We start from the raw sequence: 14,529 nt of genomic DNA, 5'->3' as shown, positions 1-14,529 counted from the left end.
ATATAGCGTTACAGACCAAGCTGCCCGTTCAGCAACGTTGTGTAGTAAGTTAGGCCGAAAGCGAACCATCGGCCGTCATGCAGGCTCCGGACAACGCGCCTGCTCTAGAGGGTAGTGAATTGAACGACATGGCAAAAAACCTGATTCTGTGGTTGATCATTGCCGCTGTCCTGGTGACGGTGATGAACAACTTTTCCAGCCCGACCGAGCCGCAGACGCTCAACTACTCGGATTTCATCGAGCAGGTGAAAGAAGGCCAAGTAGAGCGCGTGACCGTTGATGGATTCGTCATCACAGGCAAGCGCAGTGATGGTGAAACCTTCAAGACGATCCGTCCGGCGATTCAGGACAACGGATTGATCGGCGACCTGATCAATAACAGTGTCGTAATCGAGGGTAAGCAGCCAGAGCAGCAGAGCATCTGGACGCAGTTGCTGGTCGCCAGTTTCCCGATTCTGGTCATCATCGCGGTGTTCATGTTCTTCATGCGTCAGATGCAGGGCGGTGCGGGTGGCAAGGGCGGACCGATGAGCTTCGGCAAGAGCAAGGCTCGTCTACTTTCTGAAGATCAGGTCAAGACTACCTTCGCTGACGTCGCCGGCTGTGACGAGGCCAAGGAAGAAGTTACCGAGCTGGTCGAATTTCTTCGCGACCCGGGCAAATTTCAGCGCCTCGGTGGCCGCATTCCACGCGGTGTGCTGATGGTGGGCTCGCCGGGTACTGGTAAGACGTTGCTTGCCAAGGCAGTTGCCGGCGAAGCCAAGGTCCCCTTCTTCACAATTTCCGGTTCCGACTTTGTTGAAATGTTCGTCGGTGTGGGTGCTAGTCGTGTGCGTGATATGTTCGAGCAGGCCAAGAAGCACGCCCCCTGCATCATCTTCATTGACGAGATCGACGCTGTAGGCCGTCATCGGGGCGCCGGTCTCGGCGGTGGTCATGATGAGCGCGAGCAGACCCTCAACCAATTGCTGGTGGAAATGGATGGTTTCGAGATGAATGACGGTATCATCGTCATCGCTGCAACCAACCGGCCAGACGTGCTCGACCCGGCGCTGCTGCGTCCCGGTCGGTTCGACCGTCAGGTGGTGGTCGGGTTGCCGGACATCCGCGGCCGCGAACAGATTCTGAAAGTTCACATGCGCAAGGTCCCGCTCGGTGACACTGTCGAGCCGGCACTGATCGCCCGTGGTACGCCCGGTTTTTCGGGAGCCGATCTAGCTAACCTGGTCAACGAAGCTTCATTGTTTGCTGCGCGCGCCGGCAAGCGTGTGGTGGAAATGAAGGAGTTCGAATTGGCCAAGGACAAGATCATGATGGGCGCCGAGCGCAAGTCCATGGTCATGTCCGAGAAAGAGCGTCTCAATACGGCCTACCACGAAGCGGGCCATGCCATCGTCGGGCGCGTCGTGCCGGAGCATGATCCCGTCTACAAGGTATCGATCATTCCACGTGGCCGGGCGCTGGGCGTTACTATGTTTTTGCCTGAGGAAGATCGTTACAGTCTTTCCAAGCGTGCCTTGATCAGCCAGATATGCTCTCTGTTCGGTGGCCGCATCGCCGAAGAAATGACCCTTGGTTTCGAAGGGGTCACTACGGGGGCGTCGAATGACATCATGCGTGCCACTCAGCTGGCTCGTAACATGGTCACGAAATGGGGATTGTCCGAAAAACTCGGTCCGCTGATGTACGCCGAAGAAGAAGGAGAGGTGTTCCTCGGACGCAGCGCGGGTAGCCAACATACTAATGTCTCTGGCGACACGGCCAAGCTGATCGACCTGGAAGTGCGCAGCATCATTGATCAGTGCTACGGCACGGCCAAGCAGATCCTTGCGGATCACCGCGACAAACTCGATGTGATGGCCGAGACGTTGATGAAGTACGAAACCATCGACGCCGATCAGATCGACGACATTATGGCCGGGCGGACCCCGCGTGAGCCTCGTGACTGGCAGGACGGCTCCGGGCCGACCGGAACGCCGCTACAGCCGGAGAGCGGTCGCCCGCCGCAGACGCCGATCGGTGGTCCCGCTGGCGAGCATTAATCTTCTAAGGCTGTTTTGATGACTGAAATGTTTCATCCAACCCGGTTGCCCTGTGGCAGCCGGGTTCTTGATTTGTCACGCCCTCACGTCATGGGCATTCTCAACGTCACACCCGATTCCTTTTCCGACGGTGGCCAGCATATCGGTGTTGACGCAGCGCTACGCCACGCCGAGGCAATGGTGGCCGCCGGCGCAACATTGATCGATGTAGGCGGCGAGTCAACTCGCCCTGGGGCGCACGTCGTTTCGCCGATCGAAGAGTTGGAGCGTGTGGCGCCGGTGGTTGAAGCGATCGCTCGTGAGCTTGACGTGGTGATCTCGGTAGACACGTCTACACCTTCGGTAATCCGCGAGAGCGCACGTCTCGGGGCGGGCTTGATCAATGACGTTCGTTCTCTTTCCCGTGATGGTGCGCTGGACGCGGCGGCCGACAGTGGGCTCCCGGTATGTCTTATGCACATGCGAGGTGAGCCGGGCAACATGCAGGACGACCCGCGGTACGACGATGTCACCGCTGAAGTATTGAGCTTCCTGCGTGAGCGTATGCAGGTTTGCGTGGCAGCCGGCATTCCCGTCGAACGTATTGTGCTCGATCCGGGGTTTGGCTTCGCGAAATCCCTTTCGCATAACCTCAATCTGTTCAAGCATATGGAGCACCTTCATGTATTGGAGCGGCCATTGCTGGTCGGGGTTTCGCGAAAGAGCATGATCGGGCAGGTGCTCGAGCGCGACGTGGCCCATCGCTTGTATGGCAGTCTTGGCCTTGCTGCGCTGGCCGTTGCCAAGGGAGCCTGCATTCTTCGCGTGCATGACGTGGCTGAAACGGTTGACGTGGTTCGAATGATTGCCGCAGTACAGACGGCAGAATAGGGATTTTCCATGGGTAGAAAATATTTTGGTACCGACGGCATTCGTGGGCATGTCGGGCAGTTTCCGGTCACTCCAGACTTCATGCTCAAGCTTGGGTGGGCGGCCGGGATGGCTTTTCGCAAGCATGGAAAATGCCGCATTCTGGTCGGCAAGGACACTCGCATATCCGGCTACATGTTCGAATCTGCATTGCAGGCCGGGCTTTCCGCAGCGGGCGCCGATGTGTTGTTGCTCGGCCCTATGCCGACCCCAGCTGTTGCCTATCTAACTCGTACCTTCCATGCGGACGCCGGTATCGTCATCAGTGCTTCGCATAACCCACATCACGACAACGGCATTAAGTTCTTCTCCGGGCGAGGGACGAAGCTACCGGACGAAGTGGAGCTGATGATTGAGGAGTTGCTGGATACTCCGATGACCGTGGTGGAGTCGGCACAGCTTGGCAAGGCATCGCGAATCAACGATGCCGCCGGTCGTTACATCGAGTTCTGCAAAAGCAGCGTGCCGACCAGTACCGATTTCTCCGGCATGAAGATTGTGCTTGATTGCGCCCACGGCGCCACCTACAAGGTCGCGCCCAGTGTTTTCCGTGAGCTTGGAGCGGAAGTAGTAGTTACCGCCGCTCAGCCTGACGGGCTAAACATTAATGCCGAGGTGGGATCGACCCATTTGGCGCAGTTGCAGAAAGCAGTGGTGGACCAAGGGGCTGATCTTGGCATCGCGTTCGATGGGGATGGCGACCGCGTCATGATGGTCGATCATACCGGTGCTCAGGTGGATGGTGACGAGCTGCTGTACATCATCGCGACCGATCTGCAGGATCGTGATCGTCTGGCAGGTGGCGTGGTCGGAACGCTGATGAGTAATCTGGGACTTGAGTTGGCACTGAAGGCGCGCGACATCCCCTTCATTCGAGCGAAAGTGGGTGACCGTTACGTGATGGCTGAAATGCTTGAGCGTGACTGGGTGCTTGGCGGGGAGAACTCGGGGCATATTGTCTGTGCGCAGCACGTTTCTACCGGGGACGCCATCATCGCGGCGCTGCAGGTCGTGCTCGCGCTCAGGCGTCGCGGACAGAGTCTGGCGCAGGAGAGGCTGGCGTGGAGTAAATGCCCGCAAGTTCTGATCAATGTTCGCTTCGCCGGTGATCGAGATCCTATTTCTCACCCTCAGGTTCAAGCAGTTTGCGATAGCGTTACCGAGCGAATGGCGGGTCGTGGTCGAGTGCTGTTGCGCAAGTCGGGAACCGAGCCTTTAGTGCGAGTAATGGTGGAAGGCGATGATGAAAAACAGGTTCAACGTTATGCCGAAGAGCTGGCGAACGCGGTTACCGAAGTTTGTGCGTGATTGCTGCTTGCCAGGTTTGTTTTCGTTGAGTACCATCTGCGCCCACTTTGACCGACGAGGTAAAGCATGCGTCGCCCACTGGTAGCTGGTAACTGGAAGATGAACGGTACCCGGGCCAGCGTCGCAGAGCTGATCGAGGCGCTCCGCACACAGAGCGTTCCTGCTGCGGTAGAGGTGGTGGTGTTTCCATCCTGTTTGCATCTGGCACAGGTTGTGTCTGGTCTTGAAGGCGAGTCCATTGCTGTGGGCGCCCAGGACTGTGCAGCGGAGTCCGGCTTCGGGGCCTTTACTGGTGAAGAATCCGCTGCTCAGCTGGCTGATGCGGGTTGCAGGTGGGTGCTGGTCGGCCACTCCGAGCGCCGTCTGATTCTAGGCGAAAGTGACGAGGTGGTAAGCAGGAAGTTCGCAGCGGCACTGGAGTGCGGCATGACTCCGGTGCTGTGCTTGGGTGAGACGCTTGAGCAGCGTCAGTCCGGGCAGACTCTGGAAGTGGTAGAGCGTCAGTTGGCTCGCATAATAGCTGACGCTGGAATTGCCGCTTTCGAGCGGGCGGTTGTGGCATATGAGCCGGTCTGGGCGATAGGGTCCGGGTTGACGGCGACGCCGCAGCAAGCTCAGGAAGTACATGCGGCCATTCGGGAACGGCTAGCGCGTGAGGATCAGCGTATCGCTGGGGGCGTGCGTGTTCTGTATGGTGGTAGTGTCAAGGCGGAAAACGCCGCCGAGCTTTTCGGGATGGCGGATATCGATGGGGGGCTTATCGGTGGTGCCTCTCTGAAAGCGAATGATTTCGGCGCGATCTGTCGTGCCGCAGGGAACTGATCAGATGTTGCAAACTGTTGTGATTGTGGTGCATCTGCTGGTTGCCATTGGTGTAGTTGTGCTGGTGTTGCTGCAGCAAGGTAAAGGGGCGGATGCAGGTGCGTCTTTCGGGTCGGGTGCTTCTGCAACTGTATTCGGAAGCCAAGGTTCCTCTACCTTTCTTAGTCGGTTTACTGCTATACTTGCCGGCGTTTTTTTCGTGACTAGCCTCGGGCTGGCATTCTTCGCGACGCAGCAGGCTGATCAAGCGTCACGGGCAGGTCTGCCGGATCCGGCAGTACTGGAAGTTCCGGTTAGCAAGCCTGTTGTAGAAGATGTACCTGTTCTGGAGTCCGCCCCGTCCGCCCCTGCTGCAGACGAAGTGCCTCAAATCCAAGAGCAGCAGTAAAAAGGTTTTTGCCGAGGTGGTGGAATTGGTAGACACGCTACCTTGAGGTGGTAGTGGCCATAGGCTGTAGGGGTTCGAGTCCCCTCCTCGGTACCAAACAAGCAGGCCCGCAGATGCGGGCTTTCTTGTTTTTCAGGGTTTGGGTTGACCTGTTTCTGGCGCGGTCGTATAATTCGTGCCCAGTTTGACGCGGGGTGGAGCAGTCTGGTAGCTCGTCGGGCTCATAACCCGAAGGTCGTTGGTTCAAATCCAGCCCCCGCAACCAGTTGATGAAAAGCCCCTGTCGAGGGGCTTTTTATTAGCTTCAAGCCAGGTCGCCGGCATCTACAGGCGATCATCAGGGATGGGCGTTTCGCCCATTTTTCATTTTTACGGCATGCACGAGGGACTTCGATGTCGAGCAAGCTAGAACAGTTGCAGGCCTTGTTGGCCCCGGTGGTCGAGGCGCTCGGCTATCAATGCTGGGGTATCGAATTCATTTCACAGGGTCGGCATTCCTTGTTGAGGGTCTATATCGATCATCCCAACGGAATTCTTGTCGATGACTGTGAAAAGGTCAGCCGCCAACTCAGCGGTGTTCTCGACGTCGAAGATCCGATCAGCTCCGATTACACGCTTGAAGTGTCCTCGCCTGGTATGGATCGGCCGCTGTTCACGCTTGAACAGTACGCCGCGCACGTGGGCGAACAAGTCAAAATAAAGCTGCGCTCGCCCTTCGAGGGCCGGCGCAATTTCCAGGGTCTTCTCCGGGGGATCGAGGAGCAGGATGTGGTGGTACTGGTCGATGATCACGAGTATCTGTTGCCGATCGATATGATCGACAAGACCAACATAATTCCCCGTTTTGAGTGAATCGCGGATCCCGCGGACCCCAATGGATTGCGAAAGGCGAGGCGTACGATGAGCAAAGAAGTACTGCTGGTTGTGGAGTCGGTATCCAACGAAAAAGGTGTACCGGCCGGTGTGATCTTCGAAGCATTGGAGCTGGCTCTGGCCACTGCTACCAAGAAGCGCTTCGAGGACGAGGTGGACCTGCGGGTTGAGATCAACCGGCAGAACGGTAGCTACGAGACCTTCCGTCGCTGGACGGTGGTCGAGGAAGAGGACTTCGATGATCCGGCACACCAGCTGACCGTCGACATGAAGCAGGCTAGCGAAGCCGACGCCAAGGTCGGTGACGTCCTGGAAGAAAAGATCGAGTCGATCGAGTTCGGCCGTATCGCTGCGCAGACAGCCAAGCAGGTCATCGTGCAGAAGGTTCGGGAAGCCGAGCGTGCACAGGTGGTCGAGGCCTATCGCGATCGTCTGGGTGAGATCATCTCTGGCACGGTGAAAAAGGTTACTCGGGACAGCGTCATCATCGACTTGGGTAACAACGCCGAGGCATTGCTGGCTCGCGAAGACATTATTGCTCGCGAAACCTTCCGTGTTGGCGCGAGAGTACGTGCACTGCTCAAGGAGATCCGTACTGAAAATCGCGGTCCGCAGCTGATTCTGTCGCGCACCGCGCCACAGATGCTGATCGAGCTGTTCCGCATCGAGGTACCGGAAATCGCCGAAGGGCTGATCGAAGTGATGGGTGCTTCTCGTGATCCGGGTTCGCGCGCCAAGATTGCTGTTCGTTCGAAGGACAAGCGTATCGATCCGCAAGGTGCATGCATCGGGATGCGTGGCTCGCGCGTTCAGGCCGTATCCGGAGAGATCGGTGGCGAGCGTGTCGATATCGTGCTTTGGGACGAAAACCCGGCGCAGTTCGTCATCAATGCAATGGCGCCGGCTGAAGTAGCCGCCATCATTGTTGATGAGGACGCCCATGCCATGGACATCGCGGTCGGCGAAGACAATCTGGCTCAGGCCATCGGTCGTGGTGGCCAGAACGTGCGCCTTGCCAGCCAGTTGACTGGCTGGACGCTGAATGTGATGACCGAAGCGGACATCCAGAACAAGCAGCAGGAAGAAACCGGCGACATCCTGCGCAATTTCATCGAAGAGCTGGACGTCGATGAAGAGTTGGCACAAGTACTGGTCGAGGAAGGTTTCACTTCGCTCGAAGAGATCGCCTACGTCCCAATGGAGGAAATGCTCGGCATCGAAGGCTTCGACGAAGACATCGTCAACGAGCTGCGAACCCGCGCCAAGGATCGCCTGCTGACGAAAGCGATCGCAACGGAAGAAAAACTGGCAGACGCCCAGCCGGCCGAGGATTTGCTCGAGCTGGAAGGCATGGACAAGGAACTGGCGGTCGAGTTGGCAATGCGGGGTGTTATTACCCGCGAAGACCTGGCCGAGCAGTCGATTGACGACCTGCTCGACATAGACGGCATAGATCAAGAACGTGCCGGCAAGCTGATCATGGCCGCCCGAGCCCATTGGTTCGAGTAAGTAATTAGCGGCCTGAGGAGAGAGATGCATGACGCAAGTCACGGTGAAAGAACTGGCCCAGGTGGTCGACACACCGGTCGAGCGACTGCTGCAGCAGATGCGTGAGGCAGGACTGTCGCACACCAGCGCCGAGCAAGTAGTGACCGATAACGAAAAGCAGGCCCTGTTGGCGCACCTCAAGAGCAGTCACGGTGCCAAGGTGGACGAGCCGCGCAAGATTACCTTGCAGCGCAAGACCACAACGAAGCTGAAGGTCGGCGGCAGCAAGACCATCAGCGTCGAAGTGCGCAAGAAAAAAACGTTCGTCAAGCGCAGCCCTGACGAAATCGAAGCCGAGAAGCAGCGCGAGCTCGAAGAGCAGCGTGCGGCGGAAGAAGCGGCTCGGCAGAAAGCTGCCGAAGAAGCGCGCGTGCGTGCCGAAGAAGAGGCACGCCTTCAGGCTGAGGCGGTAGCCAACAAGACCGAGGCGCCCGGGACCAAGGAGCCGGTCGCAGCCGTTGCGAATGAGCCCGCTCCAGCTGTGCCTGCCGCTCCGGTCGAAGAGCGCAAGAAGGACGAGCCCCGTCGCCCCGATAAGGCTCGTAGCGATGATGACGAGCGTCGTGATCGCAAGCAGGCGCAGCATCGTCCTTCGCTGAAGGCGAAAGCTCCCCTGTCGCGCACCGTACGCAGCGGCGAAGACGACGCCGACGGATTCCGTCGCGGTGGCCGTGGCAAGTCGAAACTGAAGAAGCGCAATGCGCATGGTTTTCAGAGCCCGAGCGGCCCGATCGTTCGCGAAGTTGCCATCGGTGAAACCATCACCGTCGGCGATCTAGCGCAACAAATGTCGGTCAAGGCGGCTGAAGTCATCAAGTTCATGTTCAAGATGGGTAGCCCGGTGACCATCAACCAGGTGCTGGACCGGGAAACTGCCCAGCTGATCGCCGAAGAGCTCGGCCACAAGGTCAAGCTGGTCAGCGATAACGCCCTCGAAGAGCAATTGGCCGAGCTGCTGAAATTCGAAGGCGAAGCCATTACACGTGCACCGGTCGTGACCGTGATGGGGCACGTCGACCATGGCAAGACTTCGCTGCTCGACTATATCCGTCGTGCCAAGGTGGCGGCCGGTGAGGCGGGTGGTATCACCCAGCACATCGGTGCCTATCATGTAGAAACCGATCGTGGCATGGTCACCTTCCTCGACACCCCAGGTCACGCTGCGTTTACCGCCATGCGAGCCCGCGGTGCCCAGGCGACGGATATCGTCATTCTGGTGGTCGCTGCGGATGACGGCGTAATGCCGCAGACCATCGAGGCGATTCAGCACGCCAAGGCTGCGGGTGTCCCGTTGGTCGTGGCGGTGAACAAGATCGACAAGCCGGGCGCCGATCTCGATCGGATCCGTAGCGAGCTGTCTGTTCACGAAGTGACCTCGGAGGAGTGGGGCGGTGACACGCCATTTGTCTCGGTGTCCGCCAAGATGGGTACTGGCGTCGACGATCTGCTCGAAGCGGTGCTGCTGCAGGCCGAGATCCTTGAGCTGACGGCAACGCCTTCGGCTCCGGGTCGCGGTGTGGTCGTCGAATCGCGTCTGGATAAAGGACGCGGTCCAGTTGCTACCGTGCTGGTACAGGACGGTACGCTGCGCCAGGGCGACATGGCACTGGTCGGCTCCAACTATGGCCGTATTCGCGCCATGCTTGACGAGAACGGCAAGCCGATCAAGGAAGCTGGGCCGTCGATCCCGGTCGAGATTCTCGGCCTCGACGGCACGCCGGATGCGGGCGATGAGCTCAGTGTGCTGGCCGACGAGAAGAAGGCGCGCGAAGTCGCCTTGTTCCGTCAGGGCAAGTTCCGTGAGGTGAAGCTGGCCCGTGCGCACGCCGGTAAGCTGGAGAACATCTTCGAGAACATGGGACAGGAAGAGAAGAAGACACTCAACATCGTGCTCAAATCCGATGTCCGTGGTTCTCTCGAGGCGCTGCAAGGTTCGCTCAGCGGTCTGGGTAATGATGAAGTGCAGGTGCGTGTAATCGGTGGCGGTGTCGGTGGTATTACCGAGAGCGACGCCAACCTGGCCTTGGCGTCCAACGCCGTGCTGTTCGGCTTTAATGTTCGTGCCGATGCCGGTGCGCGCAAAATTGTCGAGCAGGAAGGTCTGGATCTGCGTTACTACAACGTGATCTACGACATCATTGAAGACGTCAAGAAGGCCCTGACCGGTATGCTTGGCAGCGATGTTCGAGAGAATATCCTCGGCATTGCTGAGGTTCGCGATGTGTTCCGTTCGCCGAAGTTCGGCGCCGTGGCGGGTTGCATGGTCACCGAAGGTATGGTGCACCGCAACCGCCCGATCCGTGTACTGCGTGACGATGTGGTGATCTTCGAAGGCGAGCTGGAGTCCTTGCGTCGCTTCAAAGATGACGTTGCAGAAGTACGTGCCGGCATGGAATGCGGTATTGCGGTGAAGAGTTACAACGACGTCAAGGCTGGCGACAAGATCGAAGTGTTCGAGAAAGTCGAAGTGGCGCGTTCGCTCTAACAGCAGCTGTAGGGCAATAAGGCGGCAAGCTTTCGGGTAACCCCCGAAGCTTGCCGTTTGCCTTTGCAGCATGATGATTTTTTAGGCTCGCAGCTTGCTGCTCGAGGCAGATTTTATGGCCAAAGAATTTAGCCGTACCCAGCGTATCGGCGACCAGATGCAGCGCGAACTGGCGCTGCTCATACAACGTGAAGTGAAGGACCCGCGCCTGGGTTTGGTGACCATCACCGCCGTCGAGGTCAGTCGCGATCTGTCCCATGCCAAGGTGTTCATCACCGTTATGGGCAAGGATGATGACGAGGATGCGGTCAAGACCAACCTCAGGATTCTCAACGATGCAGGTGGCTTCCTGCGAATGCAGCTGGGCAAGGCGATGAAGCTACGCACCGTGCCACAACTGCATTTCAACTATGACGCCAGCGTGCGTCGTGGGGTCGAACTGACGTCGCTCATCGAGCGGGCGGTGGCTGAAGATCGCAAGCATAGCGACGACGTTGGAGAATAAGGGTGGCCCAGGTAAAACGCATCCGCCGCGCGGTCAGCGGCATCATCCTGCTCGACAAGCCCCGTGGGTTCACCTCCAATGCAGCCCTGCAGAAGGTTCGGTGGTTGCTCAATGCCGAGAAGGCCGGGCACACCGGTAGCCTGGATCCGTTGGCTACCGGTGTGCTGCCGTTGTGTTTCGGCGAGGCCACCAAGTTCTCCCAATACTTGCTCGATGCCGACAAGGGCTACGAAACCGTCGCCCAGCTCGGTGTTACCACCACGACGGCCGATGCCGAGGGTGAGGTGATCGAGCGTAAGCCTGTCGATGTCAGCCTCGCGCAGCTCGAGGCGCTGCTGCCGCAGTTCCGTGGCGATCTGCAGCAGGTTCCGCCGATGTATTCGGCACTCAAGCGTGACGGCCAGCCACTGTACAAGCTCGCTCGCGCTGGAGAGGTAGTGGAGCGCGAGCCGCGTTCTGTTACCATTGCCCGCTTGGATCTGCTCTCGCTGGAAGAGGACAAGGCGCGTTTGGCTGTCGCTTGCAGCAAAGGTACCTATATCCGTACGTTGGTTGAGGATATAGGGCAAGCGCTGGGTTGTGGTGCACACGTGGCCGAACTGCGGCGAACTCAGGCCGGTCCATTCGACCTGACCCAGACGGTCAGTCTCGAAGAGCTGGAACGTGTCCATGCCGAAGGTGGGGCAGAGGCGGTGGACGCCTTCCTCAAGCCGGTCGATAGCGGGCTCGAACACTGGCCGCTGCTGCAGCTTTCAGAGCACAGCGCTTTTTATTGGCTGCATGGTCAGCCGGTACGTGCACCGGAGGCGCCGAAATTCGGCATGCTGCGTGTGCAGGATCATAATGGTCGCTTCATCGGTATCGGTGAAGTGAGCGAAGATGGGCGCATTGCGCCGCGTCGACTGATTCGGTCGGAATGACCGATACGCAGCGCGCCTCAAGGCGTGCCGCGTTACGAGGATGGCTGTTGGCAGGCACGGTCACGCCTCTTTTAAAACACGGGACATGTCCCGGCCTGTTCATAGAAGGAGCCCATCATGGCACTTAGCGTTGAAGAAAAAGCCCAGATCGTTAACGAGTACAAGCAAGCTGAAGGCGATACCGGTTCTCCGGAAGTGCAGGTTGCCCTGCTAACCGCCAACATCAACAAGCTGCAAGGTCACTTCAAGGCCAACGGCAAGGATCACCACTCGCGTCGTGGTCTGATCCGTATGGTTAACCAGCGCCGCAAGCTGCTGGATTACCTGAAGGGCAAGGACACCACTCGTTACAGCACCCTGATCGGTCGTCTGGGTCTGCGTCGCTAAGCGATGCTTGTGCGAAGCTGAATGCCGAAGCTGGAAGTGGGGCTCATCCCTGCTTCCAGCTTTTGCCTTTCAGCGGAGCACGTTTGGACAGCGCTCGGGTTCGACGCCCGCCACTGCCCAAGAATTTGCATGAAACGCTTCGCGCGAGGCATCGCCCGCGAGGCGCGAAAAAGTTTCCCCAAGGCAACATAGAGAAGGAACCACCGTGAACCCGGTAATCAAGAAATTTCAGTTCGGTCAATCGACCGTAACCCTCGAGACTGGCCGTATTGCCCGTCAAGCCACTGGTGCGGTGCTGGTCACCGTTGATGACGACGTGACCGTACTGGTTGCCGTCACAGGCGCCAAGACGGCCGACCCGAGCAAGGGCTTTTTCCCGCTCTCGGTCCACTATCAGGAAAAAACCTACGCTGCCGGCAAGATTCCAGGCGGCTTCTTCAAGCGAGAAGCGCGTCCTTCCGAAAAGGAAACCCTGACCTCGCGCCTGATCGATCGTCCAATCCGTCCGCTGTTTCCGGAAGGCTTCCAGAACGAAGTCCAGGTGATCTGCACCGTCGTATCGACGAGCAAGAAGACCGATCCGGACATCGCTGCGATGATTGGTACTTCCGCAGCGCTGGCGATTTCGGGCATTCCGTTCAACGGCCCGATCGGCGCTGCGCGCGTCGCTTTCCACCCGGAAACCGGCTATCTGTTGAACCCGACCTATGAGCAGCTCAAGGCCTCCAGCCTGGACATGGTCGTTGCCGGTACCAAAGATGCCGTACTGATGGTCGAGTCGGAAGCCAAAGAGCTGACTGAAGATCAGATGCTGGGCGCGGTGCTCTTCGCTCATGACGAATTCCAGGCCGTGGTGCAGGCCGTTACCGAGTTGGCAGCCGAAGCGGGCAAGCCGACCTGGGATTGGCAGCCAAAGGCTGAAAACACTCAGCTGCTCAGCGCAATTCGTAGTGAATTCGGCGAGGCCATCTCGCAGGCGTACACCATCATCATTAAGCAGGACCGCTACGCGCGCCTGGGTGAGCTGAAAGATCAGGTCGTTGCCAAGTTCTCGGGTGAAGAAGGTCAACCCTCTGCCGGCGAAGTCAAAGAGGCCTTCGGCGAAATCGAGTACCGCACCGTTCGCGAGAACATCGTCAATGGTAAGCCGCGTATCGACGGTCGCGACACCCGCACTGTTCGTGGTCTGAACATCGAAGTCGGTGTACTCGACAAGACCCACGGCTCGGCGCTGTTCACCCGTGGCGAAACCCAGGCTCTGGTCGTTGCCACTCTCGGCACTGCCCGTGACGCGCAGCTGCTCGACACCCTGGAAGGCGAGAAGAAAGATCCCTTCATGCTGCACTACAACTTCCCGCCTTACTCGGTGGGCGAGTGTGGCCGCATGGGCGCTACCGGTCGCCGCGAAATCGGTCACGGCCGTCTGGCTCGTCGTTCGGTTGCTGCAATGCTGCCGAGCGCTGACGAATTTCCCTACACCATTCGCGTGGTGTCGGAAATCACCGAGTCGAACGGCTCCAGCTCCATGGCCTCGGTCTGCGGTGCTTCGCTCGCGCTGATGGACGCCGGTGTGCCGATGAAGGCACCGGTAGCCGGTATTGCCATGGGTCTGGTCAAGGAAGGTGACAAGTTCGCTGTACTGACTGACATCCTTGGTGATGAAGATCATCTGGGCGACATGGACTTCAAAGTGGCCGGTACTGCCAAGGGTGTGACTGCCCTGCAGATGGATATCAAGATCCAGGGCATCACCGAAGAGATCATGGAGATCGCCCTGGGCCAAGCTCTGGAAGCTCGCCAGAACATCCTCGGCCAGATGAACCAGGTGATCGCTCAGTCGCGTACCGAGCTGTCGGCCAATGCACCGACCATGATCGCGATGAAGATCGATCAGGACAAGATCCGCGACGTGATCGGCAAGGGTGGCGCCACCATCCGCAGCATCTGCGAAGAAACCAAGGCGTCGATCGATATCGAAGACGACGGCTCGATCAAAATCTTCGGCGAAACCAAGGATGCTGCCGAAGCCGCCAAACAGCGCGTTCTGGGTATTACTGCCGAAGCCGAGATCGGCAAGATCTACGTCGGCAAGGTCGAGCGCATCGTTGACTTCGGTGCCTTCGTCAACATCCTGCCGGGCAAGGACGGTCTGGTGCATATCTCCATGCTGAGCGATCAGCGTGTGGAGAAGGTAACCGATATCCTCAAGGAAGGTCAGGAAGTGAAGGTGCTGGTACTGGACGTAGACAATCGCGGCCGTATCAAGCTGTCCATCAAGGACGTGGCGGCAGCCGAAGCTTCTGGCGCTTAAGCGCACCAGCAGCAAAAGAAAAAGGACCCTT

The 14,529-nt window shown here is 58.5% G+C and carries 12 protein-coding genes and 2 tRNA genes; all 14 read left to right on the top strand.

Annotated elements, in window-relative coordinates; genetic code table 11:
• The first annotated feature begins 128 nt into the window (after positions 1–128).
• The 14 genes from ftsH to pnp all read left to right on the top strand — a co-directional run bounded on the left by ftsH (position 129) and on the right by pnp (position 14,498).
• Positions 129–2,042 carry an ATP-dependent zinc metalloprotease FtsH gene (gene ftsH, locus H3028_RS03850; protein WP_181295739.1) on the top strand — a complete coding sequence of 638 codons (1,914 nt, stop codon included), beginning with the start codon at positions 129–131 and terminating at the stop codon, positions 2,040–2,042.
• 18 nt (positions 2,043–2,060) lie between these two features.
• Positions 2,061–2,912 (top strand): dihydropteroate synthase, encoded by an 852-nt coding sequence (folP, locus tag H3028_RS03845; RefSeq protein ID WP_181295738.1) that lies wholly within the window; start codon positions 2,061–2,063, stop codon positions 2,910–2,912.
• Between the two features lie 9 nt (positions 2,913–2,921).
• A complete protein-coding gene (gene glmM, locus H3028_RS03840; protein ID WP_181295737.1) occupies positions 2,922–4,259 on the top strand; it encodes a phosphoglucosamine mutase in 1,338 nt (445 codons plus the stop codon).
• Positions 4,260–4,325: 66 nt separating this feature from the next.
• Positions 4,326–5,081: a triose-phosphate isomerase gene (gene tpiA / locus H3028_RS03835; RefSeq protein ID WP_181295736.1), complete on the top strand. Its 756-nt coding sequence runs from the start codon at positions 4,326–4,328 to the stop codon at positions 5,079–5,081.
• 4 nt (positions 5,082–5,085) lie between these two features.
• Entirely contained in the window at positions 5,086–5,469 is a 384-nt protein-coding gene (gene secG / locus H3028_RS03830; protein ID WP_181295735.1) for a preprotein translocase subunit SecG, read from the top strand.
• A gap of 10 nt (positions 5,470–5,479) precedes the next feature.
• Positions 5,480–5,565 (top strand) — tRNA-Leu (locus H3028_RS03825).
• Between the two features lie 92 nt (positions 5,566–5,657).
• Positions 5,658–5,734 (top strand) — tRNA-Met (locus tag H3028_RS03820).
• Positions 5,735–5,862: 128 nt separating this feature from the next.
• Positions 5,863–6,321, top strand: coding sequence for a ribosome maturation factor RimP (rimP, locus tag H3028_RS03815; protein WP_181295734.1), 459 nt, complete (start codon positions 5,863–5,865; stop codon positions 6,319–6,321).
• Positions 6,322–6,369: 48 nt separating this feature from the next.
• The gene (gene nusA, locus H3028_RS03810; RefSeq protein WP_181295733.1) at positions 6,370–7,851 is read left to right on the top strand and encodes a transcription termination factor NusA; all 1,482 of its coding nucleotides are present in this window, start codon (positions 6,370–6,372) and stop codon (positions 7,849–7,851) included.
• Positions 7,852–7,879: 28 nt separating this feature from the next.
• Positions 7,880–10,375 carry a translation initiation factor IF-2 gene (gene infB / locus H3028_RS03805; protein WP_181295732.1) on the top strand — a complete coding sequence of 832 codons (2,496 nt, stop codon included), beginning with the start codon at positions 7,880–7,882 and terminating at the stop codon, positions 10,373–10,375.
• A gap of 115 nt (positions 10,376–10,490) precedes the next feature.
• On the top strand, positions 10,491–10,880 hold the full coding sequence (gene rbfA / locus H3028_RS03800; protein ID WP_181295731.1) for a 30S ribosome-binding factor RbfA: 390 nt from the start codon (positions 10,491–10,493) through the stop codon (positions 10,878–10,880).
• A gap of 2 nt (positions 10,881–10,882) precedes the next feature.
• Positions 10,883–11,800, top strand: a complete 918-nt coding sequence (gene truB, locus H3028_RS03795; RefSeq protein WP_181295730.1) for a tRNA pseudouridine(55) synthase TruB — start codon at positions 10,883–10,885, stop codon at positions 11,798–11,800.
• Between the two features lie 117 nt (positions 11,801–11,917).
• Positions 11,918–12,187: a 30S ribosomal protein S15 gene (gene rpsO / locus H3028_RS03790; protein ID WP_003280896.1), complete on the top strand. Its 270-nt coding sequence runs from the start codon at positions 11,918–11,920 to the stop codon at positions 12,185–12,187.
• A gap of 205 nt (positions 12,188–12,392) precedes the next feature.
• Positions 12,393–14,498, top strand: a complete 2,106-nt coding sequence (gene pnp, locus H3028_RS03785; RefSeq protein WP_181295729.1) for a polyribonucleotide nucleotidyltransferase — start codon at positions 12,393–12,395, stop codon at positions 14,496–14,498.
• Positions 14,499–14,529 lie beyond the last annotated feature (31 nt).

The sequence above is a fragment of the Pseudomonas sp. Q2-TVG4-2 genome (assembly GCF_013620795.1).
Taxonomy (GTDB): Bacteria; Pseudomonadota; Gammaproteobacteria; order Pseudomonadales; family Pseudomonadaceae; genus Stutzerimonas.
Note: the sequence above shows the minus strand (reverse complement) of the source record. Positions and strands in the feature narration are given on the sequence as shown.

Excerpts from the sequence above, each read along its gene's own strand:
- ftsH (WP_181295739.1), top strand. The coding sequence starts at position 129 with ATGGCAAAAAACCTGATTCTGTGGTTGATCATTGCCGCTGTCCTGGTG.
- folP (WP_181295738.1), top strand. The coding sequence starts at position 2,061 with ATGACTGAAATGTTTCATCCAACCCGGTTGCCCTGTGGCAGCCGGGTT.
- glmM (WP_181295737.1), top strand. The coding sequence starts at position 2,922 with ATGGGTAGAAAATATTTTGGTACCGACGGCATTCGTGGGCATGTCGGG.
- tpiA (WP_181295736.1), top strand. The coding sequence starts at position 4,326 with ATGCGTCGCCCACTGGTAGCTGGTAACTGGAAGATGAACGGTACCCGG.
- secG (WP_181295735.1), top strand. The coding sequence starts at position 5,086 with ATGTTGCAAACTGTTGTGATTGTGGTGCATCTGCTGGTTGCCATTGGT.
- rimP (WP_181295734.1), top strand. The coding sequence starts at position 5,863 with ATGTCGAGCAAGCTAGAACAGTTGCAGGCCTTGTTGGCCCCGGTGGTC.
- nusA (WP_181295733.1), top strand. The coding sequence starts at position 6,370 with ATGAGCAAAGAAGTACTGCTGGTTGTGGAGTCGGTATCCAACGAAAAA.
- infB (WP_181295732.1), top strand. The coding sequence starts at position 7,880 with ATGACGCAAGTCACGGTGAAAGAACTGGCCCAGGTGGTCGACACACCG.
- rbfA (WP_181295731.1), top strand. The coding sequence starts at position 10,491 with ATGGCCAAAGAATTTAGCCGTACCCAGCGTATCGGCGACCAGATGCAG.
- rpsO (WP_003280896.1), top strand. The coding sequence starts at position 11,918 with ATGGCACTTAGCGTTGAAGAAAAAGCCCAGATCGTTAACGAGTACAAG.